The following is a 25,653-nucleotide window of genomic DNA, read 5'->3' as shown; positions in this document are numbered from 1 at the left end:
ACTAAAAGGTTGTGCCATGAAGGAGAAAAAAGTGCGCCAACTTGCAGCTGTCATGTTTGCGGACATTGTAGGGTATACTGCTTTGATGCAAAGAGATGAACACGTTGCCTCAACTATTAGGGCGCGGCACCGTGCAGTGTTTCAGCAACAGCACAAATTACACCATGGAAAGATTATTCAGTATTACGGAGATGGTGCTTTAAGTGTATTTAAAAGTGCCATAGAAGCTGCTAATTGTGCTATAGATATTCAGAGACTTTTGCGGGAAGGTGACCCAGTGCCCATTAGAATTGGCTTGCACCTGGGAGACATTGTTTTTGACAAAACAGAAGTTTATGGAGATGGCGTAAACTTTGCCTCCCGCATCGAGAGTCTGGGTGTGGCCGGGGCTATATTAGTTTCCGGGAAATTAAACGATGAACTCAAGAATCATCAAAATATTTTAACCACCTCCCTCGGCCACTTTGACCTGAAAAACATTGCGAATGCAGTAGAAGTATTTGCGATTTCGAACGAAGGAATTAAGGTTCCGCTGGCAGCAGAACTTCAGGGAAAGCAGGAGATAAAAAACAAAACCATTGCGGTACTTCCTTTTGTGAACAGGAGCACCAGCCAGGAAAACGAATATTTTAGCGACGGCATCACCGAAGAAATTATCAGCGCCCTGTCTAAAGTAAAAAACCTACGGGTAACTTCCCGGACTTCTTCTTTCTTTTTTAAAAACAAGAATATCCCCCTTAAACAAATTGGCAAAGAATTAAATGTTTCCACTATTCTGGAAGGCAGTGTCCGTTTGTCTGGTGATACCCTTCGGATTTCGGCACAATTAATCCAGGCGGAGGAAGATTTTCATTTCTGGTCGCAGACCTGGGACCGAAAACTGGAAAATATATTTGAAGTTCAGGATGAAATAAGCCTTTTAATTGCCGAAAAACTAAGAGAGTATTTGGGGCATTTTGAAATACAGGAACATCTGGTAAACAAACAAACCGACCAGTACCAGGCTTACGAATTATTTTTGAAGGCAAAATTCTATCGTAGAAAATGGAGTGCTAATGATGTTCAAACTGCTATCGGCCTTTATGAAAAGGCCCTCCAATTAGATCCGGATCACGCCGAATCGATACTTGGGTTATCTGATTGCTATAGTTTTTTAGCTACCATTGGTTTTTTGCCTTTTGAGGAGGCATGGGGAAAAGCGACTGCATTAACCCAAAAGGGTCTGGAATTAAACGACCAATTAGCTGATGGCTATTATCAACAGGCAAACCTCTACTTTTTTACCCAATGCAATTACACCGGAGCTTTACAGGCAACCTTAAAAGCAATATTTTTAAACCCTAACTATGTAGAAGCCCAACAGTATCTCTCTTTTTTATACCTGATTGCCGGTGAAAAAAGTAAAGCCCAGCAGCATTTAAAAGTAGCCATAACCATCGATCCGCTTTCTCAAGAGACGATATTTTTCAGTGCCTATTTCGACTACATGTCTGAAAACTACCCGGCCTGTCTGGAGAAATTGAATAGATGTTTACAGCACAATCCGAGGAATATTCCGGCACTTACCGTAAAATTTTATTGTTTACTTAAGTTCGGCCGCTTTGATGAGGTGCTGAATTATTTTAAAAAACAGGCTCCGGGAATTGTAGCGATTGGAGATAAGTTAGGCATAACCGCACTCGCCTATACGCTAAAAAATGACCTAGATAATGCTACAAAATACTTGCAGGAATTAATTGTGCATGCCGCCACTCCCGAAGGTTTTCGGGCGAGCTCTTATCTTTTATTTATCTACGCGGCTTTAGGAGAAAAAGAAAAAGCATTTGAATGGATCAGACAAGCAATTGAATACAAATCTCCTATATTGCTTATTCATTTTGTAGATCCGCTGGTCAGCGCTTTAAGAACCGATGCCCGATATGCTCATTTTCAAAAAATATTGTTTCCTAAAACAGACCCGCAGGAATCTAGAAATAATAAAAATACGCTGCTTAACGGTGATGTAATTACGCAATATACCGAGCGATTAAACAATCATATTCAGGAGGAACGACCCTATCTAGACCCAAACCTGTCATTACGTGCGCTTGCGAAACAAATCGACATTCATCCTAATCAGCTTTCCTGGTTACTCAACGAAAGCATTGGGAAAAATTTTAGTGAGTTTGTGAATCATTACCGTGTGCAGGATTTTAAACATATTGCTAGAGACCCCAAAAATGCTCACCTCACCTTAACGGGCCTCGCTTACGAAAGCGGGTTTAATTCCAAATCGGTTTTTAACACCTATTTTAAAAAGGAAACAGGACTTACGCCTAAACAATACCTTAAAGCGCACCCCTAAGCTGCCAATTTTATAGTATCTTGTTTATTTTCTGCTAACTGAACAAGTATGAATATATAAATCCGTTCACAATTATGTAATCCGACACAATTTACCCTTAACTAATGCTGATTTTTACGGAAGATTATAAAAAAGGAAGGATGCCATCCGGCTCCTCCCAATTCAAATGAGAACCCTTAAAAACAGATGATGAAAGCGGTAATATATACAAGATACTGATCTCCAGAAGTTCTCCAATAAAAAGACATTGAAAAGCCCCATTTCCAGTATATCGAAATACTTATACGAGTTAAAGCTACCGCTGTAAATTCAGCCGACTGGCGTTTGCGCAAAGCCGAACCTTTCGCAGTGAGATTATTTTTTGGCTTAAGGAAACCTAAAAAGAATATTTTGGGGGGTGTTCTTTCCGGAGAAGTGGAAGGGGTTGGAAAAGATGTAACGCTGCTTAAAATGGGCGACCAGGTTTTTGGCTCTACAGGTATGGCGTTTGGAACTTATGCAGCGTACAAAAGTTTACCTGAAAACGGCGTTTTAGCCCTAAAGCCTCAAAATATTACGCATCAGGAGGCCGCCGTAATTCCATTTGGCGGGTTAACCGCTTTACATTTCCTTAAAAAAGCACATATAAAATCTGGGCAAAAAGTTCTGATTTACGGCGCTTCCGGAGCAGTAGGTACGGCTGCCATTCAACTCGCCAAGTATTTTGGGGCCCATGTAACGGGCGTATGGAGCACTGCAAATCTGGAACTGGTAAAAGCTTTAGGAGCAGACCATGTAATAGATTATACTCAGGAGGATTTTACCCAAAATGGGATAACTTATGATGTTATTTTTGACACAGTTGATAAAAGCCTGTTTTCACCTGGTTTAAAGCTGCTAAACGAAAGAGGAATATTGATTTTGGGAGCAGCGGGTTTGTCAAAAATGTTGCAAGGCCTGTGGGTTTCCCTAACAAGTACCAGGAAAGTAATTACCGGCGTAATTAGCGAAAAAGCGGAAGACCTGATTTTCCTCAAAGAACTTATCGAAGCGGGCAAGTTGAAACCGGTAATCGACAGAACTTATATTTTGGCGCATATGGCAGAAGCACACAAGTATGTCGAAAAGGGCCACAAGAAAGGAAATGTAGCCATAACCATAAATTAAAGGATGGTATGGGGACAACAGCCACCAACAAGGCCTAGCAAAAAAAGCATAAAAGAAAACAAACCATTCGGGTCAACTAATTATCTTGTTCAGACGACGATAGCTTTCGTGGCCCGGCTGAAGGTCAGCATTATACCAAAATGGTTGGCTTGGTTTGGTTATTCAACTACCATTATCAATTTCCCGGCCCAGGCTGAATTATTCGCAACAATAATTCTGAGCTTTCCGGTATTGGTTGTAGCTGACTTCTTAAGATGCATTTAATAGTTGTTATGGTTAATATTGATAAGTGTAAAATTTGTTAATCATAAACCAGTTTAAAATGAAAATTCGAGTTTTCTAAATTTATTTACTAGGTCGTTTGTAAAATAGATATGAAATTGTTTTTGTATGAAACAGCATGTATGAAAACTGCCTACTCTTTCTCATTTGGCGCTTAAACGCCATGTAAAATAATTAATTTACAAAAAGCTTATAAGTTCCAATTTATAATTTATATTAAATCTGCTTGGTGGTATTATTATAATCACTACTTTAAAATAACTTATTCACGATTACCCTTTTATAGCACGATAAATTTCTTCAAAAGCCTACTTTCCGGAACCTGAACCACCTAATAAGCTACTGATGGCTAAATTAAAGATTGGCGTAATTGATTTAGTAAGTAAAGGTCCGACTAATACCTTGTGGGCCAAAGTAATGCATGCAAACCTGGCCAGCATCATGCCGCAGGTAGTAGCTACCTGGTGTGAGCAGCAGGGCCATGAAGTAACCCTGATTTGTTACACCGGCCAGGAAGACCTGCAAAAAGAACTTCCGAGGAGCGTTAATCTGGTCTTTATCTGCTCTTTCACCCAAGCTGCTCTATTAGCTTATGCGCTGAGTAATTATTTTCGCAGTCAGGGTGTAGTTACAGTATTAGGAGGCCCTCATGCCCGCTGCTATCCGGATGATGCAGTGAAGTACTTTGACTACGTACTGGGGTTCACCCACCAGGCTACTGTTCTGGAAGTTCTGCAGAATTGCAGCCCTCAGAAGCCCAAAGGCAAGCACCTCTCTGCCGCTCGGCAGCCCGCACACCTGCCGGGTGTAAAAGAGCGGTGGAAGTTCATCGAACCAACTTTAAAGAAAGCCCCCTTTCTTCAGATGGTGCCTATGCTGGGGAGCGTAGGTTGTCCTTATACCTGCTCTTTCTGCATTGATGCTACCGTAGATTACCAGCCCCTGAATTTTGAGATTATAAAAGAAGACCTGCGTTTTCTGCTGACTAAATTTAAGAAGCCCACTATTGGCTGGCACGACCCAAATTTTGGGGTCCGCTTTGAGGATAATATGGAAGCAATTGCGGCGGCGGCTCCATTAAAAAGCTTCCGTTTTTTTGCCGAAAGCAGCCTATCTATCTTAACCGAAGAGCACCTGAAGGTTATGCAACGAAATGGCTTTGATGCCTTGTTGCCCGGCATAGAATCCTGGTATGAACTAGGCAATAAATCCCGCACCGCCCGCATGGTTGGGGAAGAAAAAGTAAAACGCATTTCGGAGCATGTTAATATGATGTTCCGCTACGTGCCATATGTACAGACTAACTTTGTCCTGGGGCTGGACAGTGATGAAGGAAATGAGCCCTTCGAACTGACCAAGCGTTTTGTCGATTTATCTCCGGGGGCTTTTCCTGGCTATTCGCTGTTAAGTGCTTTTGGTGAGGCGGCTCCCCTGAACCTGGAATACCAACGAGCAAACCGGGTGTTACCTTTCCCTTTTCATTTCCTCAATAATCACTTGGCCATGAATATTAAACCCCAGCATTATGAGTGGTTAGATTTTTATGATAAAGTGATTGACCTGACGGCTTATACCTTCTCAAAAAAAGCTATTTACCAGCGCTTTAGGGCTAATCCTACTTCCACCGCTAAGTGGATGAACCTGATGCGAGCTGTTTCCTCAGAAGGGTACGGCCGCTTGCGTTTTTACCGTCAGGTACGGAAAAACCTGGCAGAGGATAAACCTTTCCGGCAATACTTCGAAGGAGAATCACAGCAGTTGCCCGCTTTCTACAAGAACATCATTCAGAAAGATTTAGGCGTTTGGTGGCAATGGCTTCCGGCAGGGGCCTTAGAACATAATCCAAATGCTTACCTTCACAAAAAATCTCCGGCAGCCGTTTAGTTCTGCCTCGCCCTGAGTTTGCCTTAGCGTTTAACATTCCTCCTGATATAAGAAGAACAGGATTTATGGTTCTCCGGCACCGCTATGAACGCATTATGGTCATGAAAAAGAGTAGAAAGCTTACCCTGAGAAGAATTCCCGCTTAGTAATCTGATGCTTTAAGGGAGGTTTCAAACGCCCGGTAAAGTTGGTCCGGTACAAGCCCTAGGTTAATCAAATGAGCGGTACCACTGAATGGCTCCCGAAAACAGAAGTGAATGTATAATAATTAAATAGTGTACTCAATCCGTTTTATAGACTTATTAGAAGCATAAAAACAGCGATAAACTACTTCTACGAACCAATTTAATCCTGTAATCTCATTTAATATTTACAAAAATAGATTTAAATAGTTAAGCCGGGTAGTTACCTGGTTTCCTTTAAGGGTTTTGGGTGATTTTTGTTCTTCTATTTTCCCATCCGGCCGCTTTTTAAGTTCTGCCGGTGTTATTTCAGTGGAGGTGCGGGTGACAAAAAGGAAAGCAGAAAGAAGTACCCCTTTGCCAACTGCAGTTTAATAGTAATATCACAATTTTTTGATCCGTTTAATACTGCAAGAGGGCAATACAAATGCATCACCGGCTGAACTGATATAATATGGGGAAAAGGTAAATTGTAAATCTTATATACTGTAAGCAGATTAAGAGCCTGCTCTTTATTTAGGTAATTAATTACTTTATCTTTTTCAGTTTCATAAAATCTTTACTAGGGGGGCTACTACAGAATAATGTTAATGTTGTCCGATGCCATCCTTATCACAGCATAGTTTCAATAAAAGTTGTAAGTGAACAAAATATTTGTGATATTTAACTTTGCCAATATTTATAAAATAAATACCAATTAATATTGCCTTTTTTATTATACTAACCGTAACTCCAATTGCGACTATACAAAGACAATATTCTACTTCTTTTTAGGTAAGAACTGCCAAGGCAGCCTTTCGGAATAACTAGTCATTTAAATATCGAAAATGCGGATATGGGCCAAAGAAGTTTTCTCCACCAGGGCGGTTCTATTATCAACCATATTTTGTTGGCAAGCTATTACAGCCATTTAGTACGCCCTTATCCTGTTGCACAACTATCCTTAGCTTTTGATTCGGCAGGAATTAACTTTCCAAAGTTCTGCGTAAATCTGGATAATTAAAATTACGCTGTTGTTAATACTATATTTAATCCAACAGCAACACACCTCAGTTTAGTATATAAATGTAGAAGAAAGAAATAAATTATTTAGCCAACTAAACGCCATTGTGAATCAGAATGGGGTATTTTTTGGACAAACTGAAAATTAAAATGTGTATGTGCCAGTAATTAGCAAGAGGGGTAAAACTAAGTGGAAAGTCAGCGCAGGACAAAAACAGCCAATGTACGGGTAATTGGTTTCACCCACGAGAAGTATATTCTTCCGCTGGCGAGAATTTAATTTATGTATTAGGTTAAATTAATATACTGAACAGATGAATTATTTCAGTTTTTCGTTAAGCATGAAGTCTCGCCTGGCATTGTTCCTGCTACCCTTACTGTATATTATAAATCAGGCAAAAGCCCAGGAACAGGAAAAAGGCCTTGAAGTATACGGTTATGTGAATGCCGATGCCATCTATAATTTCCAGCAAATTGATCCTAATTGGTTTGATGTATTAAGGGTTACCAAACTTCCGCAGTTTAAAGACCAATTTGCGCCGGATGGGAAGTTATATTTCAGTTTGCGTCAAACAAGGTTGGGGTTAAATACTTGGTCGCAGACTCCCTTGGGGCGACTTAAAGCCAATTTTGAGTTCGACCTTTTTGGAGTGGGACCGGATGTAGGGCAAACCACTTTTCGCTTCCGGGCGGCTTATATAGAGCTGGGAAAGTTTACTTTTGGGCAAACCTTAAGCCTTTTCTCAGATGTTGATGTAACTCCAACCACGCTGGATTTCGGGGCACCGCCCAGCCGGCCGTTCCTGCGCCCTATACAGGTGCGATACATGCAGGTTAGGGAGCAGGACCGATGGGGAATAGCATTGGAACAGCCGGGTGCCGTTACAGAGCAGGGCATTTATGCCGACCGGATAGAACTTCAAAATGTGCGGCCTGAGTTCAAACTGCCGGACGTTTCGGCCGAATACCGCAGAATTACCGGGAATGGCTATATTGAGTTAGCCGGCGCACTAAAGCGGATTGGGTGGGAAGACACCGGCAATAATACCATTGATCTTACCGGACACGAAATAGGGTGGGGTTTTAACATCAGCTCCACCCAGCAATTAACTACCAAAACCTTTTTTAAGGGACAATTTGTCTACGGTAAGGGCATAGAGAACCATTTAACTGATGCTGGACCGGATATTGGCATCAAAAACAATTTAAGCGATCCTACCACCCCGGTATTAGGGGTTGCTTTGCCCGTAATAGGTGGATTAGCCTTTCTGGAACATGATTGGGACAACAGATGGAGCAGCACGCTGGGCTATTCAAGGGTGCGTATTTACAATTCAGATGCGCAGGCTCCTGATGCTTTTAAAAACGGTAATTATGCCATTCTCAATTTACTATACCAGCCTTTTTCTCAGTTTAGAACCGGGGCTGAATTGCAATGGGCTAAAAGAAATAATTTCAGTGATGGTTTTGACTCATCTACCATTAGAGTACAGTTATCAATTAAATACAGTTTTTCCCATTCGCTTTTCGAGCATGTACCTTCGGAGGTGGGGGTCTCGAATAAGTAATCACCTTTTTGTTAAAAGATATGCGCCTACTTTTACTTTAAAAATTAAAGCCGCAGTTTAAAATCAAGCCCACAAAATTATAACCATAAACAAGCCAGTATAGCTTTTACTAAGTAAATGTAATTTACTGAATATTAAGGTTTTAAGAAAGTGTAAATATTTAGCTTTATAAAAGGAATATAGATAATTGCCAACTTGTTTTAGGAGGTATAGGATGCATTTTTAATCATTTATTAATACCTGGGCAATATAGTAAATAGGTAAAAACCTCCATTCCTAATTATCCTACGAATGCACGTCATCAATTTCAACTAATATATAAAGGCAATGTAAATACATAAATTATATGAAAAATATTCTGACGTTCTTTTATTTGACATGCCTGTTTGCTCTGGTGCAGGCCTGCAATCAAAATAAAACCAAAACCGAAACTGCATCCGAAACGCAGGCACAAACACAAACTCAAACAGAAGCAGGAACTTCGCTTCAGGGCCAAACGAAAAAGCCCAGTAGTACTCCGCAAAATGCACCCAACCCCAACTGGGCAAAAAATATACCGGTAGAAGACGTTATCAAATGGCGGCGGCACATTCACCAAAACCCCGAAGTTTCTTTTAAAGAAGAGCAAACCAGTAAGTACGTAGAAGAAGTTCTCAAATCTTTTACCAACATAGAAATTATTAAACCCGCTAAGACAAGTGTTATTGGTATTCTGAAAGGCGCCCAGCCTGGCAAGACGGTTGCTTTCCGGGCCGATATGGATGCTTTGCCCATGCAGGAAGCAACCGGATTGCCTTTTAGCTCAAAAGTAAAAAATGTGATGCACTCCTGCGGCCATGATGCCCATACGGCTATGCTGCTGGGAACTGCCGCTACGCTATCCAAAATGCAGGACCAGCTAAATGGAACGGTGTACTTTATTTTTCAGCACGCTGAAGAAGAGCCACCCGGAGGGGCTTTGGATATTGTAAACTCAGGTGCTTTAAAAGGAGTAAATGCCTTCTTTGGGATGCACGTATTACCTAACTTCCCCGCCGGACATGTAGGCATTTTGCCGGTAGGAGCGGCCTCTACTGCCCAAGATATCTTTAACCTTACCATTATCGGCAAAGGCTCACATGGCTCCATGCCCCATCTTGGAATTGATCCGATTGTAGTAGGTTCGGCCATTGTTAATGCTTTACAAACAATTGTGTCCCGGAATGTTACGCCGGGAGAAATGACGGTAGTTACGATAGGTAAATTTCAGTCGGGCCATGCGCCAAATGTAATAGCCGACCAGGCAGAACTGGCGGCTAGTATTCGCACCACATCCGAAGAAACCAGGAAACTGGTAGAAGCGAGAATAAAAGCTATGATTGACAACATTACCAAGGCTTATGGCGCTACCTACAAACTAGATTACATTGCTACCTATCCGGCCATACAAAACGATGCAGCCCTTACGGCGGAGGTGAGGAACAGTGCTGTTGCCGCTCTGGGAAAAGACCAGGTCTTTGAAGCACCCATGATGACCGCCAGTGAAGATTTTTCCTACTACCGAAAAATAGCTCCCGTCAGCTTCAATACCCTCGGCATTGGTGATGGCGCCGCTAATCACAATCCAAAATTTGATGTTGATGAAAGCGCTTTGCAAAACGGCGTGAAAACCGAAGTCCAGATTATCCTGGATTATTTGAACAAAAATAACTAAGGCCTACATCTACCCTTTACACGCCAAATTTTTTGAATTTATAAAAATATATTCCGAAATTCTTATTGTTACTGTAAAATCAGGTTTTTCGGAATGAGGTTATGATTTCCCAAATCTTAATTAATAAAGGAGAGAGCAGTGTTGAGCAGGGGACTAGATTTAATTTTGCTCCTGGCTAATACATAAAATTATACGGTCTTGCCGGGCCAGTTATGTAATATGCCATGCCCGAGGCTTAGCCAGCCCGCTATCATAAATAAGCCGCCAATGGGCGTAATAGCGCCCAGCCAGCTAATATTAGTCAGGCAGAGAATATACAACGAGCCGGAAAAGATTAGCAGGCCAATAGTAAAAAATAAGCCGGCCAGGCGCAGTGGTTTGGCCGGTATGTGAAACAGCATGGCTCCGGTAAGCAGCAAAGCCAGCGCGTGGTACATGTGGTATTTAACGGCTGTCTCAAAGGTAGCTACCCGGTTGTGGCTCTCTAATAAAGCAGCTAATCCGTGGGCGCCAAAAGCCCCAATCATTACGCCCAAGGCTCCGAATAAAGCCCCGGCTACTAATATTCCTTTATGCGACATTTTTATATAGCGTAGTTTCTGGCCCCAAAGATAGAACTTCCTACCCGAATCATGGTGCTGCCTTCGGCAATAGCCAGTTGGTAATCGGAACTCATGCCCATGGATATTTCTTTAAAGGCAGCGTTTTCCGGGAAGAATTCGGCTTTCAGTTGGTCGAAACAATTTCTTAAATACCGGAATTCTTTGCGCAACTGGGTTTCGGAAGAAGTGTTAGTAGCAATACCCATGACCCCGGCAATATTTACGTGCCGCATGGCTTTGTATTCTGCCGATTGCAGAATAGCTTTGGCTTCCTCGGGCGATAAACCAAATTTAGTTTCTTCTTCGGCAATATAAATCTGCAGCAAACAATTTATCCGGCGGTCGTGCTTAGCCGCTTGTTTCTCTATTTCCTGCAATAACTTCAGGCTTTCTGCCGATTGAATGGTATGCACAAACGGCGCAATATATTTTACCTTATTGGTTTGCAAATGCCCGATTAAGTGCCATTCTATATCCGCAGGCAGGGCTTCCTGTTTAGCCACCAGTTCCTGTACTTTATTTTCGCCAAAAACTTTTTGTCCGGCCTGGTAGGCTTCCAGAATTGCTTCCTTGGGCTGGGTTTTAGAAACAGCAATTAACCGGCAATTAGTGTTTTGGAGTTTCTCCTGAAATTCAGCAATATTTTTGGCAATCGACATGAGTTTTGACGTTTGACGTATTACATTGTACGTGATACGCTTAAAATTAAACTGTTCCGTTCCTGGTTCCTGGTTTAAAGAAGAAAAGTTAGGCCTCAACGGAGGGTGCTAAAAATGGCACCTTCATTTATCCCATCTTTAAATATTAGAACGCTCGCAAAATTAAGATTTCTTATCTAATTAAGTAGTTTAACGGTTAAAGCATCGACCTTACCACGCAAAACCTATTACGTACAACGTAGAACGGACCACATAATCTCTAATCTTCCAGGGCGTTTGATAAAAAAGTGCATTTTAGTAGCAGCCAGATTAGAAACAACAGAATGGCCCATTTGAGGTAAACCTGGTAATAATCCTGGGTGTTGCGGAATCGGCTTTCTTTTATTTCGGCTTTCTCCAGGCGGTTGATGCGCTGGAAAATCAGGTTTAATGAATTTTTATCGGAAGCCCGGTAAAAGGCGCCAGTAGCTGTTCGGGCAATTTCCCGGAGGGCGGTTTCGTCGAGGCGGGTTTGAATATAATTTACCTGACCGTTATCACTTTCGTACGGTACCAGACCGTCTTTGCCAATGCCAATGGTATAAATTTTAATATTAAAGCCGTAAGCCAGTTTGGCGGCAGTGGCCGGGTCAATATTACCCGCCGTATTTTCGCCGTCGCTGATTAGAATAATTACTTTCGATTTACTTTTAGATTCGCACATCCGGTTGATGGCTACTCCCAAAGCACTGCCAATAGCCGTGCCGTCATTCGAAATAAGCCCCAGTTTAATAGATTTAATATTTTCGCGGAGCAAATCATAATCAGAAGTAAGCGGCGTAAGGGAGTAGGCGTCGCCGGCAAAAACCACCAGACCTATCCGATCCTGCGAGCGGCCGCTAATAAAATTAAGGGCAACTTCTTTCGCGGCCTCCAGGCGGTTGGGTTTAAAATCTTTTAAGGCCATCGAGCCCGACGTATCCAGCACCAGCATAATGTCAATGCCTTCGGTATATTGGGTTACCCTTTCGTCGGTGCGCTGCGGACGGGCCAGGGCTACCAGCACCAGCATTAAAAATGCCATCAGGTAAATATCGGGTATAAACCGCAGTAAACTGCTCCAGTGCCAGGTAATGCTGCCTTTAAAAAAAGCTATTTCGAGTTTGCGGCGTACCTCTAAAGCCAGCAGCCACCGCAATATTAGAAGTAGCGGCACGGCCGGAATAAAATATAAAAACACCGGCTCTACCCAATCATAAGAGCTAAAGGTACTGAACCGGAACCAATCCGGGTCAAACCAGTTGAACAGGGTTTTGAATGGTTGCTGCATTTCTGGTTAAATCTTTTACAAACTCATACCGCCGGTCGGCGAAATGGTGGAGCAGGAAAAAGGCAATAATGGTTTCAGAAGATTTATCCGAGACAATATTGCCGTAAATGGCTTTATCGAACAGGCGTAAAGCGGTGGTTACATCTTCGTCGTCGTTGTAATAAGCGGCAATTTCGCGGGTGGTAAAGCTGTTGATAGCATTGCCTTCGAGGGTGGTTAAATAATTTTTCCAGAGGGTAATAGCCTGCTCTACAATCTGCAACGATTCCGATTTATTAAACCGATCGATGTAGGCATTGAATTTGGCGATAAACGATTGGTGATGTTTTTGCAGCGTGTACAACCGGTACCGGATAATTATTTTTTTACCGAATAATATCCAAACCAGAACGGCTACCAAAACCAGAAAGCCGGCGGCAATAAGCCAGTAGGCAAAATTAAAACGCTCCGGAATAGGGGCCAGTTGGGTTTGGTCTTTGAGTTGGGCCAGGCTGGCGGGGCCTTTTACCAATTGACGCAGGTATATTTCGGCGGGAAGGGCTGTAATATTTACGGTGTCCTGGTCCTGCAATTTAAAAACCGGTAATGCCAGCGTTTGTACCGGCGCTATGCTGAAGGTGCGCAAGGTATAAACCACGCTGTCGTGGCTAATGCCGTTGCGGGTGCGCGTCGGGAAATATCTTCGGTTTACATATTCAAAAGGGGCAAAGTTGTAGGTAGAATCCGGAAAAATAATTTCTTCTGTAGCCGCGTGCCGGTAGAAAAATAAAAAATTAACTTCTTGCCCAATCTTAACAGAATCTTCCTGAAATAAACCCTGCGGCAGTTGGGGTTGAGCTTCCTGCGCCAGGCAGTACATTGGCCAGCAGGCAAGGAGCAAAAAAATCCTTTTAAGCACTTTTCCTTGTTTTATTCCGAAGCCTGAATAAATTAACCAGTTGCGGCACATAGTCATCGTCGGTATTTATGGCCAGGTAATTGGCCTTTTGTTTCCGGCAAATTTTAGATATTTTTTCCTGATTCTGCGCATTGTTGGCCAGGTAAGTTTCCTGGAAGTACGCCGACGAAGTATTTACCCAAACTGTGCGGCCGGTTTCTTTATCCAGCAACGGAATTATACCCATGGGCGGCAAAGCTTTTTCCCGCTTATCCATCAGGTGAATGACCACCAAATCGTGTTTGCGGGCCAGCATACTCATTTCGCGCTCGTAATTTACATCTATAAAATCCGAAATCAATAAAATTAGGCTCCGGCGCTTTATCAGGTTTAAAGCCAGTTTAATGCCGCCGGCCAAATCAGTATTATCAGAAGCCGGTGTAAGTTCAAATAGGGCTTTAATCATCGAAAAAGCGTGGTCGTTGCCCCGGCCGGGTTTCAGGTATTTCTCTTTCTGGTCGCTGATGCAAACCATGCCAATCTGGCTGGTTTGGCGCGCGGCTGCCAGGGCCAGTACGCCGCAAATTTCTTTTCCCACCTGAATTTTCTGCTGACCGGGGCTGCCTAAGGCCTGCGAGGCGCTCACATCCAGAATGAGAAACACCGATTGTTCTTTTTCTTCTTTGTAGGTTTTTACAAAAGTGCCGTGTCCTTTAGCCGATACGTGCCAGTCAATGGCCCGCACATCGTCGCCGTACTGGTATGCCCGCACATCGTCGAACTCCAGGCCGGTGCCTTTAAACACCGAATGGAAATCACCGTGCATCTGGTCGTTAATTACTTTCCGGATGCGGATTTCGTATTTCTGTAATTTTTTTATTAACTCTTTCATACTACTGGTCTGCGGCAGCGTTAATATTTTAAAATTAGACTTATTTCTTTAATTTTCCTCCGTGAAAAACGCTTTCTTCCTTTTAGCTGCCAGTTTACTCTTTTATACCTGCACTTCTCCTATTAGTCCGCCACCACCCGATTTAATTCCGGAAAAGAAGATGACCGGTATTCTATTTGATTTACACGTGGCCGAAGCGCGCATAGAACGCATGGGCATTATGCTGGATACCGGGGCCGTTTATTACAAAGAACTGCAGGGGCGCATCCTGAAAAAGCACGGCGTATCTGAAAAAAAATTTTACAAAAGCTACGATTACTACCTCCACAATGTGAGCGAACTGGATAAAATGTACGAAAAAGTAATTGACAGCCTCACCGTACAGGAAGTTGAGTTTGATAAGCCCAAAGATACGCTCCGGGTATCAAAATAATTTAGCACCGTTGGCTACCGGGCTAGCCGGTTGGGCAAGTACCACATTTCCCTGGGCATCCGGAAAACCCGTTATTAATACTTCTGATACGTAATTGGCAATTTGTTTGGGCTTAAAGTTAGTTACGCAAATAACCTGTTTGCCCAGTAAAGCTTCTTTGGTATAATTAGCCGTTACCTGTGCGCTCGATTTTTTAATGCCCAGTTCCGGACCCAGATCTACTTTAATTTTATAAGCCGGTTTCCGGGCTTCGGTAAAATCCGTAACCTCCACAATGGTACCTACCCGGAGGGCTACTTTCTCAAATTCGGCCCATTCTATATATTCCATTTACAAATTGCTAGGTTCATTTAAATAATACATCATAACCGGGAAGAAAAACCGGGGTTATTTCGGGTAGTTTAGGCCGGCTATACAACGCTTAATCGGGTAAGCTCCGTATAACCGGTTTAGAGTGCCCGGTAAAAATAAAACCAAAGCGCGCAAAACCGGTTGTACAATGGAGAAAAAAACTAACCCAAAAATAAAACTATGAAAAGTAATACAGGTTCAACCCATTCTATCTGGATGCACGGCGTAGAAATGCCTTATACCGCTGCCTTAGCCGAAAATATTACCTGCGATGTATGCGTGGTAGGAGCCGGCATTTCGGGCTTAACCACCGCTTATTTACTCGCCAAGGAAGGAAAAGCTGTAGTGGTGATAGACTCCAAAACCATTGGAGGCGGTGAAACCGGCCGCACGACAGCCCATTTGTCTAATGTTTTCGACGACCGGTATTATGTGATGAATAAATTACGCGGCGAAAAAACAGCGCGCCTGCTGGCCGAGAGCCATACCTACGCCATCCGGAAAATAGAGGAAATTGCAAAGGAAGAAAATATCGACTGCGATTTTGAACGGGTAAACGGTTATTTATTTGCGCAACCCAGCGATTCTGAAGATTACCTGAACCAGGAACTGGAGGCTGCCCGCCAGTTGGGTTTTCATGACTTGGTAAAGCTGCAGCAATGTCCGGTACCTTCTTTATCCCAAGGGGCCTGCCTGTGTTTTCCGAACCAGGCCATTTTTCATCCGCTCCGTTACCTGGCCGGCCTGAGCCGGGCTATATTAGATAATGAGAAATGCGCTATCTTTACTTATACCCACGCGCAGGAATTTTCGGCTGAAAATGGTTTGCAACGGGTAAAAACCGCCGATGGCTATACCATTACGGCCAATCACCTGGTGGTAGCTACCAACTCACCTATTAACGACCGGGTAACCATTCATACCAAACAAGCACCTTACCGCACTTATGTAATTGGGGTTAAAATATTTAACGATGCCGTACCCAATGCCCTATACTGGGATAATTCCGAACCTTACCATTATATCCGGCTGGTGAAAGACCGGCACCCCGATAGCCTGAATGCCGGCGAAGAAGGTTATAATGTAATGATTGTGGGCGGCGAAGATCATAAAACCGGGCAGGAGGACAGCGAGCAGGAACGGCTGGATTGCCTGGAACAATGGATACGCGAAAAGTTACCAATGGCCGGCGATGTGGTATATCGCTGGTCGGGGCAAGTACTGGAGCCTACCGATTATGTAGCTTATATTGGCCGCAACCCTGGTGACGACAATGTATACATAGCCACCGGCGATTCTGGCCAAGGTATGACGCACGGTACCATTGCCGGCGTTTTAATTACCGATTTAATTATGAACCGGCCCAACGCCTGGGAAGAAGTATATGATCCCGGACGGATAGTGTTAAAATCAGCTCCGGAATTTTTAAAAGAAAACCTGAACGTGGCTGCCCAGTTCAAAGATTATGTGACACCCGGCGAAGTAGCCGATGCCGGTGAAGTGGCCCCCGGTACTGGTAATGTAATCCGGCGCGGGGTAGCCAAAGTGGCCGTATATTGCGATTTATCCGGTAAACGGCACGAAATGTCAGCAGTATGCCCGCACATGGGTTGTATTGTGCGTTGGAACGAGGTAGAAAAAACCTGGGATTGCCCTTGCCATGGCTCGCGTTTTGATGCCACCGGCGAAGTTTTGGCCGGTCCGGCAATTGTTGGTCTGGGGAAACCGGCGTGATGAATAAATCTGAATGCTTGATTAATATACCTAGAAGCTGTTTAACATTTTAAAAATTTGCTATTCAGCAGCCCTTGCTGGGTGTTTTCACCAGCAAGTAGAATGGCAGAAGCTTCAGAATTGGCGGTGATAACACCACCAATGGCGGCCGTCTATGCTTTTAAGCTAAATACCAAACAGCCTCCTAAACAAAAATGCCCGCCGGATGAAAGGCGGGCATTTTTATTTTACCGGTGTCTATTTACCAGTAACTAATTATTTTAAAGCGTAGGTGCGGTAACTAAAAGATTCTAACTGTGCCAGCCGATTAGCAATTTTTTCTTCCCAGACTTTTTGTTTCTCTTCCAGCAAGCCGTGGTTGGTTTCTTCGTCGTACTGGTCTTGCTCGCTTTTCCAGGCAGCAAAATGTTTCTCTACAATTGGGTCAAGCTTAAGGCGGCTGTTTCCACAAACAGCGGCTGTCTCGTTTAATTTTTGCCGGAGCAAACGGGCATGCACTTCGGTTAAGTCAAAATGCATTTGTTCGTGTGCCAACAGCTTGTGCGACATTCGGTTTTTGGTCCAGGAATCCTTCGTGACAAACACGCATTTCACCTCAAAGCGCATTTGGTTGCCAATGCAATTTGCCTTGACCGCAATATTGGTGGAGGTCATGGCATGAAGCGATTCTTTCTCATCGGCCGGCGATTTAAAATCATCCCAGGTCAGGCGGCGGCTGTTTGTCCAGAGAATACCGGTTTCTTCATTGGTAGCAGAAGCCGGATTTTTAGAATCAGATATAAATGGGTTTAGTAAGAAAAGGATCAGGAATAGCAGATTTGTTACCATGCAGTCTACACAAGTTTCTTTTTCGGAACCTTAAAATAAAAAATTATTCTCTTCCTTAAAACTATTTTTCTAAACTTAGTTTCCTAAATCTAAAAAAAAGTAAAATAGCGGCTATGGTCAGGCCTATTAATAAGCCGGTCCAGATACCGTTGGCGCCGCCGCCCAGCGTAAAACCGAGCACGTAACCGATGGGCAACGCCACCCCCCAATACGCCAGCAACGAGATCATACTGGGGATTTTTACGTCTTCCAGGCCCCGCAAAGTGCCCAGCCCTACTACCTGCACACCGTCCGAAATTTGGAAAAGTGCGGCAATAATAATCAGGCCGGCAGCAACTTTTATTACTTCCGGATCTTTTACATAAAGTTGCGGTATAAAATTATTAAGTAATATCAGCATCAATCCGGCTGTGCTCATAAAAATGATTACCATCATCAGGCTGCTGTAGCCGGCTTTCTGCATTTCGGTTACCTGGCCCCGGCCAAATAAATTACCCACCCGGATGGTGGCCGCCGCGGCAATGCCCCCGGCCATCATATAGGTTAAAGAAGCAATACTGATGGCAATCTGGTGCGCAGCCAGTTCCCGGGCGCCGAGCCACCCAATCATAATAGCTGAAAAACTAAAAGCTCCCACCTCAAAGGCCATTTGCAGCGATATAGGCCACCCCAGTTTTATTATCCGGCTCATGTGGCGAACCGAAATGAACTTACGTTTCCAACGGAGGCGGTAAACTTTAAGTCGTTTTGCATTCATCACGTAATAACCCATCATGAAAGCCATTATTACCCGCGAAAGCATGGTAGAGATTGCCGCTCCGTTTAAGCCTAGCGCTGGGGCGCCCCATTTACCATAAATGAGCATATAGTTGCCAACTACATTCAGCGCATTGGCAATAACCGAGATATACATCGATTGCTTTGTGAGCGACAATCCTTCGGCAAATTGCCTGAACCCCTGGAAAACCATTAAGGGTAACATCGAAAAGCAAAGAATATGAAAGTAGGGGATGGCTAGGTTAACGACCTGCACCGGTTGGTTTAAATGCCGGAGCAAGGGGGAAATTAAATAGCCCGATAAAAAAAGCAGCAGCCCGCCTGCGGTGCAGACCAGCACTCCATTTATTAAGAGCAGCGATATCCGCTTTTTATTTTTGCGGCCGTGAGCCCCGGCAACCAAGGGCGTAATGCTGATGGAAAGCCCTAAGCCCAATACCATAACCACGGTAAAGATACTGTTACCCAACGACGACGCTGCCAGGGGCAACGTTCCGGTTTGCCCCACCATAATACTGTCTACCACGCTCACCAAAACGTGTCCGAGCTGGCTTAAAACTACCGGATAGGCCAGAAAGAAGTTTTCCTGGAAATGTTTTTTGTAATCAGAAGAAAGCATCATGCAGTGCCAAATTTGGGGATGCAAAGGTAATAAGCTTTACGGGGCTATTCTACTTTAAGTAAAAAGTTGTTTTAAAACGAAAGGATGCATTTACCGGAGAATAAAGAGGCCATGTTAGGGTTAAATATTCTCTAAGCACCGTTAATAAAATATCCCCAGCAAAATGCGGCAGAATGGGAAAGCCAGGTTTATTTTTGAGCCAGTTGTTTTTTCTAGGTTCTCTTTTTTGCAGAAAGTAAATTTAGGCAAATTTTAAATGTGAAAGGGTAAGTGGTTTAAGCCTTATCCCCGTGCCTTGTCAATGTATCATCCTATATTATATGAGTTTACAACTGGAGATAATACCGCATTTATTGCAATTTAAGTTTGATGCCCGCACTTCGCGGGGAGCCATGCAGCAACACCAGGTATTCTATTTAAAATTATATGATACCCGGCAGAAAGAAATATTTGGGATAGGAGAATGCGCCCCACTGCCTGGTTTAAGCCCCGAGTACACACCCGATTTTAAAGCGAAATTATTCAGGCAAATAGAGGAGTTAAATCAAATATTTATAAAAGAAGGAGTACAAAATTTAGAATCAATAATTTATAGTAATAAACTTATTATTTTTCCATCGCTGCTATTTGCTTTGGAAACCGCCTGGTTCGATTTGGAAAGGGGTGGCCAAAGAATACTTTACCATAATGATTTTACCCAGGGAAAAGCTGGTATTCCGATTAATGGCCTAATCTGGATGGGCGATAAAGCTTTTATGCAGGAGCAAATCAGAAAGAAATTAGATGACGGTTATTCCTGCCTGAAGCTTAAAATTGGCAGCTTAGATTTTAACACCGAGTTGGAAATATTGGCAGCTATCCGGAAAGCAGCGACGTCCAAAGATTTAACGATCCGGGTAGATGCCAACGGTGCTTTTCTGCCGGCCGAGGCTCTAAGTAAATTAGAGCAGTTATCGGCTTTTGATTTGCATTCTATTGAACAGCCTATCCGGGCCGGCCAATGGGAGGAGATGCAGCAGATTTGCCGCAACTCGCCGGTCCCGGTGGCTTTAGACGAGGAACTCATTGGCATAACAGAGTTAAGTCAGAAAGAAAATTTACTCCGGACCATTGCCCCAACTTACATTATATTAAAGCCTACGTTGTTGGGCGGAATGCAGGCAACAGCAGAATGGATAAATATTGCCGGCGGGTTTGGCATTGACTGGTGGATTACTTCGGCGCTCGAGTCAAATATTGGCCTAAATGCCATTAGCCAGTTTACGGCCCAATATACTATTGCGCGGGAACAAGGGTTAGGAACCGGACAACTCTACAATAATAATATTCCCTCTCCGCTTTCTATCCAGCAAGGGCATTTATTCTATGAAGATAACCAGGAATGGGAACTTGATTTATTTGTATGAAACAAATCGCTGACTATTATAAGATTGTATGTTTCGAAGTAATTAAATAATTTAAGGTTTTATGAATATTTTAGTAAAGTGAATTCAGCTATAATAATATTACTATAAAGATACTTACAACCTTAGCTTTAAACGGCCTGCAAAAGTTTTTGGGCTAGTTCAGGTAAGGCCACGCCGGCTTTTTCCGAAATTAAATGCATATTGGTCCGCTTGTTTACGGCAGGCAGATTCGGATCGATGACATAAATAGGTGCTTTGGCGGGTACATAATGCACCAAACCAGCCGCCGGATATACCATCAACGATGTTCCCACAACCATAAAAATATCCGCTTGTTGCGTTTCTGCAATGGCTTGGTCCATGAGCGGCACCATTTCGCCGAACCAGACAATATTGGGCCGAAGCTGGGAATTCTTCTCGCATTTATCGCCCAATTTCAGTTCCCAGCCTTTAATCGGGTAAACTAAACTTTCGTCGGCGGTGCTGCGCGACTGAAACAAACTGCCATGCAGGTGAATAACGTTGGTAGAGCCGGCCTGTTCGTGCAGGTGATCTACGTTTTGGGTGATAACGGTAACGGCAAATTTCTTTTCCAGTTCGGCTAACGCCAGGTGCCCTGGATTGGGCTTAGCCTGAAAAGCTTGCTTGCGGCGCTGGTTATAAAAATCGAGCACCAAAGCTTGGTTCTTTTGCCATCCTTCCGGCGACGCAACTTCCATTACATCGTGCCCTTCCCACAATCCATTGGCGTCTCTAAAGGTAGCAATGCCACTTTCGGCGCTAATTCCCGCTCCGGTTAGCACCACCAGTTTTTTTCTTTCCATATTAAGTGTATAAATAAAAAGCCTCTAACTTTTATATTCTTCGGCAGAAAAATATAAAAGTTAGAGGCGACAGAAATATTTAGAAAAAAATTATTTCTTTTTAGCTGTAGCGGCTGCTTTTTTAGTAGCGGTTGAAGCCGTTTTCTTCGGCGCCGCTTTCTTTTTCGGCGCTTCTTTCTCTGGTTTTTCGGCTACCGTTTTCTTTTTAAAGCCTCCCCGCGTTGGTTTATCGGGTGTTTGCTCGGCTAACGTTAAACATTCTTCCAGCGTTAACTCACCAGGTTCTTTGCCTTTCGGAATTTTTACATTTTTCTTGCCCACTACAATATACGGTCCAAACCGGCCATTCAGCACCTGAACTTCCGGGTTTTCTTCGAAGGTTTTAATGCATTTTTCAGCGTCGGCTTTGCGCTTGGCCTCAATAATGGCAATGGCTTCTTCGGCATTTACCGTGTACGGGTCGTACTGCTTGGGTAAAGAAATAAATTTATTATTATGCTTGATAAAAGGTCCAAACCGGCCAATAGCCGCTGTCATTTCTTTATCCTCGAAAGTGCCTAAAATCCTGGGTAATTTAAATAATTCGAGTGCATCTTCTAGGGTGATACTTTCCAGAAACTGGCCTTTGCGCAGGCTGGCATAAACCGGTTTTTCTTTCGTTTCTTCGTTCTCTTCGCCTAACTGCACGTAAGGACCAAACCGGCCAAGTTTAGCAAATACTTTTTTGCCGGTATTCGGGTCCACGCCCAAATCACGGGCACCGCTCACCGTAGACCGTTCAATATTCTGGCTCGATTCTACAGTTTCATGGAAAGGACCATAAAAGTTTTCGAGCATTTTATCCCACTGTTTATTACCGGTGGCAATTTGGTCGAATTCTTCTTCTACTTTAGCTGTAAACTTGTAATCAATAATTGCCGGGAAATGATCTTCCAGAAAATCGTTTACCACCATGGCCATATCAGTCGGGAATAATTTCCCCTTTTCGGCGCCGGTAATTTCAGTTTTGGTTTCGGATTTTAAGGCGTTGTTAACCAAGGTAAGCACCTGGTAAGTTCTTTCTTTACCTTCCCGGTTATCTTTTTCGATATAGCCCCGCTTCTGAATGGTGGAAATAGTGGGGGCATAAGTAGAAGGACGGCCAATCCCCAGTTCTTCCAGCTTTTTTACCAAACTGGCCTCGGTATAGCGGGGAGCGGGCCGGGTAAACCTTTGAGTAGCCTGTAGCCGGTCTAAGTTTAAAACCTGACCAACCGATAAGGGCGGCAACATCCCTTTGATATCGTCGTTTTGTTCGCCGTCGTCTTTCGATTCGATATATACTTTCAGGAATCCTTCAAAAGTAACTACTTCGCCGGTAGCAACTAATTTAGCATTTGGCTGGGTGGAGATGCCAATGGTAGCCGTGGTTTTTTCGATTACAGCATCGGCCATTTGGGAGGCAATAGCGCGCTTCCAGATTAATTCGTACAAACGTTGCTCGCTGCGGTCGGTACTGGCTTGTTTGGCATTAAAATCGGTTGGCCGGATAGCTTCGTGGGCTTCCTGCGCCGAGCTGGATTTGGTACGATACTGCCGGGTTTTTGCGTAATCAGCACCAAATGCCTGGGTAATTTCGGCAGCGGCCCCGTTTATTGCATCCTGCGACAGATTAGTAGAATCCGTACGCATGTAAGAAATTTTACCGGCCTCGTAAAGCTTCTGGGCCACCGTCATGGTTTGGGCTACCGAATAGCCCAGTTTTCGGCTGGCTTCCTGCTGCAGGGTAGATGTGGTAAACGGTGCGGCGGGGCTCCTTTTAACCGGTTTTTTCTCCAAGTTTTCAATGGTATAAGTAGCACCTTGGCAGTTTTCTAAAAAGGTTTGCGCTTCGGCCTGGGTTTTAAATCGCGTCGGCAATTCTGCTTCCAGTTGCTTGCCGTTTACCAACAGGTAAGCTACTATTTTAAAAGCCGATTCGGCTTTAAATTTTTCTATTTCACGCTCGCGCTCTACTACCAGGCGCACCGCTACCGATTGCACCCGGCCGGCCGAAAGCCCGGTTTTAATTTTTTTCCAGAGAACCGGCGAGAGCTCAAAACCAACCAGGCGGTCAAGTACCCGGCGGGCTTGCTGCGCATTTACCCGGTTTATATCTATTTTGCGCGGCGATTCAATGGCGTTCAGAATGGCATTTTTGGTAATTTCCCGGAATACAATCCGCCGCGTTTTCGCATCGTTCAGGTTCAGCGCTTCGGATAAGTGCCACGAAATAGCTTCTCCTTCGCGGTCGTCGTCGGATGCTAACCAAACCGTGTCGGCTTCTTTGGCTAATTTTTTAAGCTGGGCAATAATTTCTTTTTTATCGGCCGAGACCACGTAAGTAGGCTTAAATCCATTTTTAATATCAATGGCATTATTATCCTTCGGTAAATCGCGCACGTGTCCAAAGCTGGACTTTACTATAAAATCTTTACCCAGGTAACCTTCAATCGTTTTGGCTTTTGCCGGCGACTCAACTATAACTAAATTCTTAACCATTCTTCCTTTTACTGTAATTCCGACCCTTCCAGCCAATTTTTTTCAAAGATGAATATTTTTTTTTTAATAAAACAACTAGGTATTCCTTTTGAAAGTTCTAAAATATTTAGAATACGTAACTTTTATAAGTACTGCCGTATAAGCACTGTTATTTTGTATTATGGCTAAAAACTTATTTCTGTGCCGCCATGCGCATGCCCGCGAAGCGCTGGCAATTGAACCAGATATCGACCGGGAGCTCTCTGCCACCGGAATGGCGGAAGCCACCCAAACCGGTACTTTTATTAAAGGTTTTGGGCTTACCATCGACAGTATAATACATAGTAGCGCCACCCGAACCCGCCAAACCGCCCAGAAAATTGCCGAAGTCCTTCATTATGACTTAAGTAAGCTAAAATCACGCCAGGAATTATATTATCCTTCGGTTACTACTTTGTTAAAAGAAATGGCTGCTTTACCTGAATCTGCCCAAACCATTATTCTGATAAGCCATAATCCGGCAGTCTCGCATTTAGTTAGTGATTTCACTGGCAGCAAAGTTTATGTGCCCACAGGCGGTTGTAATTACTTTATTTCGGAAGCTACCGACTGGGCATCGGTGGAATGGTCGCCGTACAGATTAAAAATTAATTATTAAGGGATTAGAGTTACCTGCATAATTTCACCTGTTCCCTTTTATAGAAATCAGTTCGGGTAAGTTATTTAAGCAAAAGATTTATTCAACTGGGTTTCAGATTATTAAATTGAGCCATCCTGTATTGCGAATAAATTTTTGTAATTTTATAGTAAATTACGGGTAACAAGTATTGGTAACTACTCTAAAAATGATAAAATTTGTAGTTGCGGGCAGTAGCCTTATTCTTCTTTATCCGCATAACCAACTTAATCAGCAATATTATTTTAAATACTTTTTCTGCAACCGAATGGCGCCAAAAATAGTGTCTGTGATTAACCAAAAAGGTGGCACAGGAAAAACTACTACAACTATAAATTTAGGAAGTGCCTTAAGTAAAACCGGAAAAAAAATATTGCTGATAGACTTAGACCCCCAGGCCAATCTTTCTTATTCTTTAGGGGTGGAAGAACCGCAGGGCACGCTGGCCGATGTTTTTACCGGCAGCAAAAGTTTAAACGAGATAATTGTAAATCAAGGTAATTTAAGCATTGCCCCGGGGGCAAATGAGCTGGTTGATATTGAAATTTCGCTGGTTACCCAACCCGAAAGGGAAAAGTTTCTGAAAAATATATTGGCCGAAGCAAAAGGCTATGATATTATTTTAATAGATTGTCCGCCTTCGCTGTCGCTGCTTACGGTAAATGCCCTGGTAGCTTCCGATGAAGTTTTAATTCCTTTGCAAATGGAGGTTTTAACGTTGCAGGGTTTAAGCCAGATTCTGAATACCGTTAAACAAGTGCGTTCGGCATTTAATGCCAAATTAAAGGTGAAGGGCATTGTAGTGGTGATGTTTGATAAAAGGCGGAAGCTTAGCTCGGAAATTCAGGAGTACCTGGAGCAGAATATAGCCGAACGAATATTTAAAACCCGTATTCGCCTGAACGTAAAGCTGGCCGAAGCGCCTTCTTTTGGTAAAAGTGTACTGGATTACGATCCGGGTTCTTACGGTGCCCAGGATTACCAGGCGCTGGCTGCCGAATTTTTAATAACAAAATAACCTGTTTTCCCCCGGCCGGGGAATAACAGTCTTAAAATTTAAATT

At 43.4% G+C, this 25,653-nt stretch carries 20 protein-coding genes; 10 read left to right on the top strand and 10 right to left on the bottom strand.

Annotation, left to right across the window (positions count from 1 at the left end):
- Positions 1-16: 16 nt before the first annotated feature.
- The 5 genes from AAE02nite_RS17595 to AAE02nite_RS17575 all read left to right on the top strand — a co-directional run bounded on the left by AAE02nite_RS17595 (position 17) and on the right by AAE02nite_RS17575 (position 10,101).
- A complete protein-coding gene (locus tag AAE02nite_RS17595) occupies positions 17-2,344 on the top strand; it encodes a helix-turn-helix domain-containing protein (RefSeq protein WP_146900632.1) in 2,328 nt (775 codons plus the stop codon).
- Positions 2,345-2,590: 246 nt separating this feature from the next.
- Positions 2,591-3,490: an NAD(P)-dependent alcohol dehydrogenase gene (locus tag AAE02nite_RS17590; protein WP_307725554.1), complete on the top strand. Its 900-nt coding sequence runs from the start codon at positions 2,591-2,593 to the stop codon at positions 3,488-3,490.
- 627 nt (positions 3,491-4,117) lie between these two features.
- Positions 4,118-5,656, top strand: coding sequence for a B12-binding domain-containing radical SAM protein (locus AAE02nite_RS17585; RefSeq protein ID WP_146900629.1), 1,539 nt, complete (start codon positions 4,118-4,120; stop codon positions 5,654-5,656).
- Positions 5,657-7,154: 1,498 nt separating this feature from the next.
- The gene (locus AAE02nite_RS17580) at positions 7,155-8,408 is read left to right on the top strand and encodes a DcaP family trimeric outer membrane transporter (protein WP_146900625.1); all 1,254 of its coding nucleotides are present in this window, start codon (positions 7,155-7,157) and stop codon (positions 8,406-8,408) included.
- Between the two features lie 346 nt (positions 8,409-8,754).
- A complete protein-coding gene (locus tag AAE02nite_RS17575; RefSeq protein WP_246151131.1) occupies positions 8,755-10,101 on the top strand; it encodes a M20 metallopeptidase family protein in 1,347 nt (448 codons plus the stop codon).
- A gap of 188 nt (positions 10,102-10,289) precedes the next feature.
- On the opposite strand, the gene AAE02nite_RS17570 is transcribed toward AAE02nite_RS17575, so the two are convergent.
- The 5 genes from AAE02nite_RS17570 to AAE02nite_RS17550 all read right to left on the bottom strand — a co-directional run bounded on the left by AAE02nite_RS17570 (position 10,290) and on the right by AAE02nite_RS17550 (position 14,440).
- Entirely contained in the window at positions 10,290-10,682 is a 393-nt protein-coding gene (locus AAE02nite_RS17570; RefSeq protein WP_146900622.1) for a DUF423 domain-containing protein, read from the bottom strand.
- 2 nt (positions 10,683-10,684) lie between these two features.
- Positions 10,685-11,362, bottom strand: a complete 678-nt coding sequence (locus AAE02nite_RS17565; protein WP_146900618.1) for a YggS family pyridoxal phosphate-dependent enzyme — start codon at positions 11,360-11,362, stop codon at positions 10,685-10,687.
- 259 nt (positions 11,363-11,621) lie between these two features.
- A complete protein-coding gene (locus AAE02nite_RS17560; protein ID WP_146900615.1) occupies positions 11,622-12,671 on the bottom strand; it encodes a vWA domain-containing protein in 1,050 nt (349 codons plus the stop codon).
- Entirely contained in the window at positions 12,634-13,551 is a 918-nt protein-coding gene (locus AAE02nite_RS17555; RefSeq protein ID WP_170252631.1) for a hypothetical protein, read from the bottom strand. Before AAE02nite_RS17555 ends, AAE02nite_RS17560 begins: the two co-directional genes overlap by 38 nt.
- Positions 13,552-13,561: 10 nt before the next feature.
- Positions 13,562-14,440, bottom strand: coding sequence for a DUF58 domain-containing protein (locus AAE02nite_RS17550; protein ID WP_146900609.1), 879 nt, complete (start codon positions 14,438-14,440; stop codon positions 13,562-13,564).
- A 61-nt stretch (positions 14,441-14,501) separates the two neighbouring features.
- Here AAE02nite_RS17550 and AAE02nite_RS17545 point away from each other — a divergent pair, with 61 nt between their 5' ends.
- Positions 14,502-14,873, top strand: coding sequence for a DUF4296 domain-containing protein (locus AAE02nite_RS17545; RefSeq protein WP_146900606.1), 372 nt, complete (start codon positions 14,502-14,504; stop codon positions 14,871-14,873).
- Here the strand turns inward: AAE02nite_RS17545 and AAE02nite_RS17540 are convergent.
- On the bottom strand, positions 14,865-15,203 hold the full coding sequence (locus tag AAE02nite_RS17540; protein ID WP_146900603.1) for a tRNA-binding protein: 339 nt from the start codon (positions 15,201-15,203) through the stop codon (positions 14,865-14,867). The two genes, AAE02nite_RS17545 and AAE02nite_RS17540, sit on opposite strands and share 9 nt — an antisense overlap.
- A 201-nt stretch (positions 15,204-15,404) precedes the next feature.
- On the opposite strand from AAE02nite_RS17540, the gene AAE02nite_RS17535 reads away from it, so the two are divergent.
- The gene (locus AAE02nite_RS17535; protein ID WP_146900600.1) at positions 15,405-16,958 is read left to right on the top strand and encodes an FAD-dependent oxidoreductase; all 1,554 of its coding nucleotides are present in this window, start codon (positions 15,405-15,407) and stop codon (positions 16,956-16,958) included.
- Between the two features lie 255 nt (positions 16,959-17,213).
- Here the strand turns inward: AAE02nite_RS17535 and AAE02nite_RS17530 are convergent, their stop codons facing one another.
- Positions 17,214-17,786: a DUF922 domain-containing protein gene (locus AAE02nite_RS17530; RefSeq protein WP_146900597.1), complete on the bottom strand. Its 573-nt coding sequence runs from the start codon at positions 17,784-17,786 to the stop codon at positions 17,214-17,216.
- Between the two features lie 61 nt (positions 17,787-17,847).
- Entirely contained in the window at positions 17,848-19,185 is a 1,338-nt protein-coding gene (locus tag AAE02nite_RS17525; protein WP_307725553.1) for an MATE family efflux transporter, read from the bottom strand.
- 320 nt (positions 19,186-19,505) lie between these two features.
- Between AAE02nite_RS17525 and AAE02nite_RS17520 the strand changes: the two genes are divergently transcribed.
- Positions 19,506-20,591: an o-succinylbenzoate synthase gene (locus AAE02nite_RS17520; protein ID WP_146900593.1), complete on the top strand. Its 1,086-nt coding sequence runs from the start codon at positions 19,506-19,508 to the stop codon at positions 20,589-20,591.
- 128 nt (positions 20,592-20,719) lie between these two features.
- Here AAE02nite_RS17520 and AAE02nite_RS17515 read toward each other — a convergent pair whose 3' ends face one another.
- Both AAE02nite_RS17515 and topA read right to left on the bottom strand, forming a co-directional pair.
- Positions 20,720-21,415, bottom strand: coding sequence for an SIR2 family NAD-dependent protein deacylase (locus tag AAE02nite_RS17515; protein WP_146900590.1), 696 nt, complete (start codon positions 21,413-21,415; stop codon positions 20,720-20,722).
- 90 nt (positions 21,416-21,505) lie between these two features.
- Complete coding sequence (gene topA, locus AAE02nite_RS17510; protein WP_146900587.1) at positions 21,506-23,935, bottom strand: type I DNA topoisomerase; 2,430 nt, start codon at positions 23,933-23,935, stop codon at positions 21,506-21,508.
- A 160-nt stretch (positions 23,936-24,095) separates the two neighbouring features.
- Here topA and AAE02nite_RS17505 point away from each other — a divergent pair, with 160 nt between their 5' ends.
- Together AAE02nite_RS17505 and AAE02nite_RS17500 are read left to right on the top strand one after the other, a co-directional pair.
- Positions 24,096-24,572, top strand: a complete 477-nt coding sequence (locus AAE02nite_RS17505) for a SixA phosphatase family protein (RefSeq protein WP_146900584.1) — start codon at positions 24,096-24,098, stop codon at positions 24,570-24,572.
- 286 nt (positions 24,573-24,858) lie between these two features.
- On the top strand, positions 24,859-25,608 hold the full coding sequence (locus AAE02nite_RS17500; RefSeq protein WP_170252630.1) for a ParA family protein: 750 nt from the start codon (positions 24,859-24,861) through the stop codon (positions 25,606-25,608).
- Positions 25,609-25,653 lie beyond the last annotated feature (45 nt).

It is taken from the genome of Adhaeribacter aerolatus (assembly GCF_007991635.1).
GTDB classification, from domain to species: Bacteria; Bacteroidota; Bacteroidia; order Cytophagales; family Hymenobacteraceae; genus Adhaeribacter; species Adhaeribacter aerolatus.
Note: the sequence above shows the minus strand (reverse complement) of the source record. Positions and strands in the feature narration are given on the sequence as shown.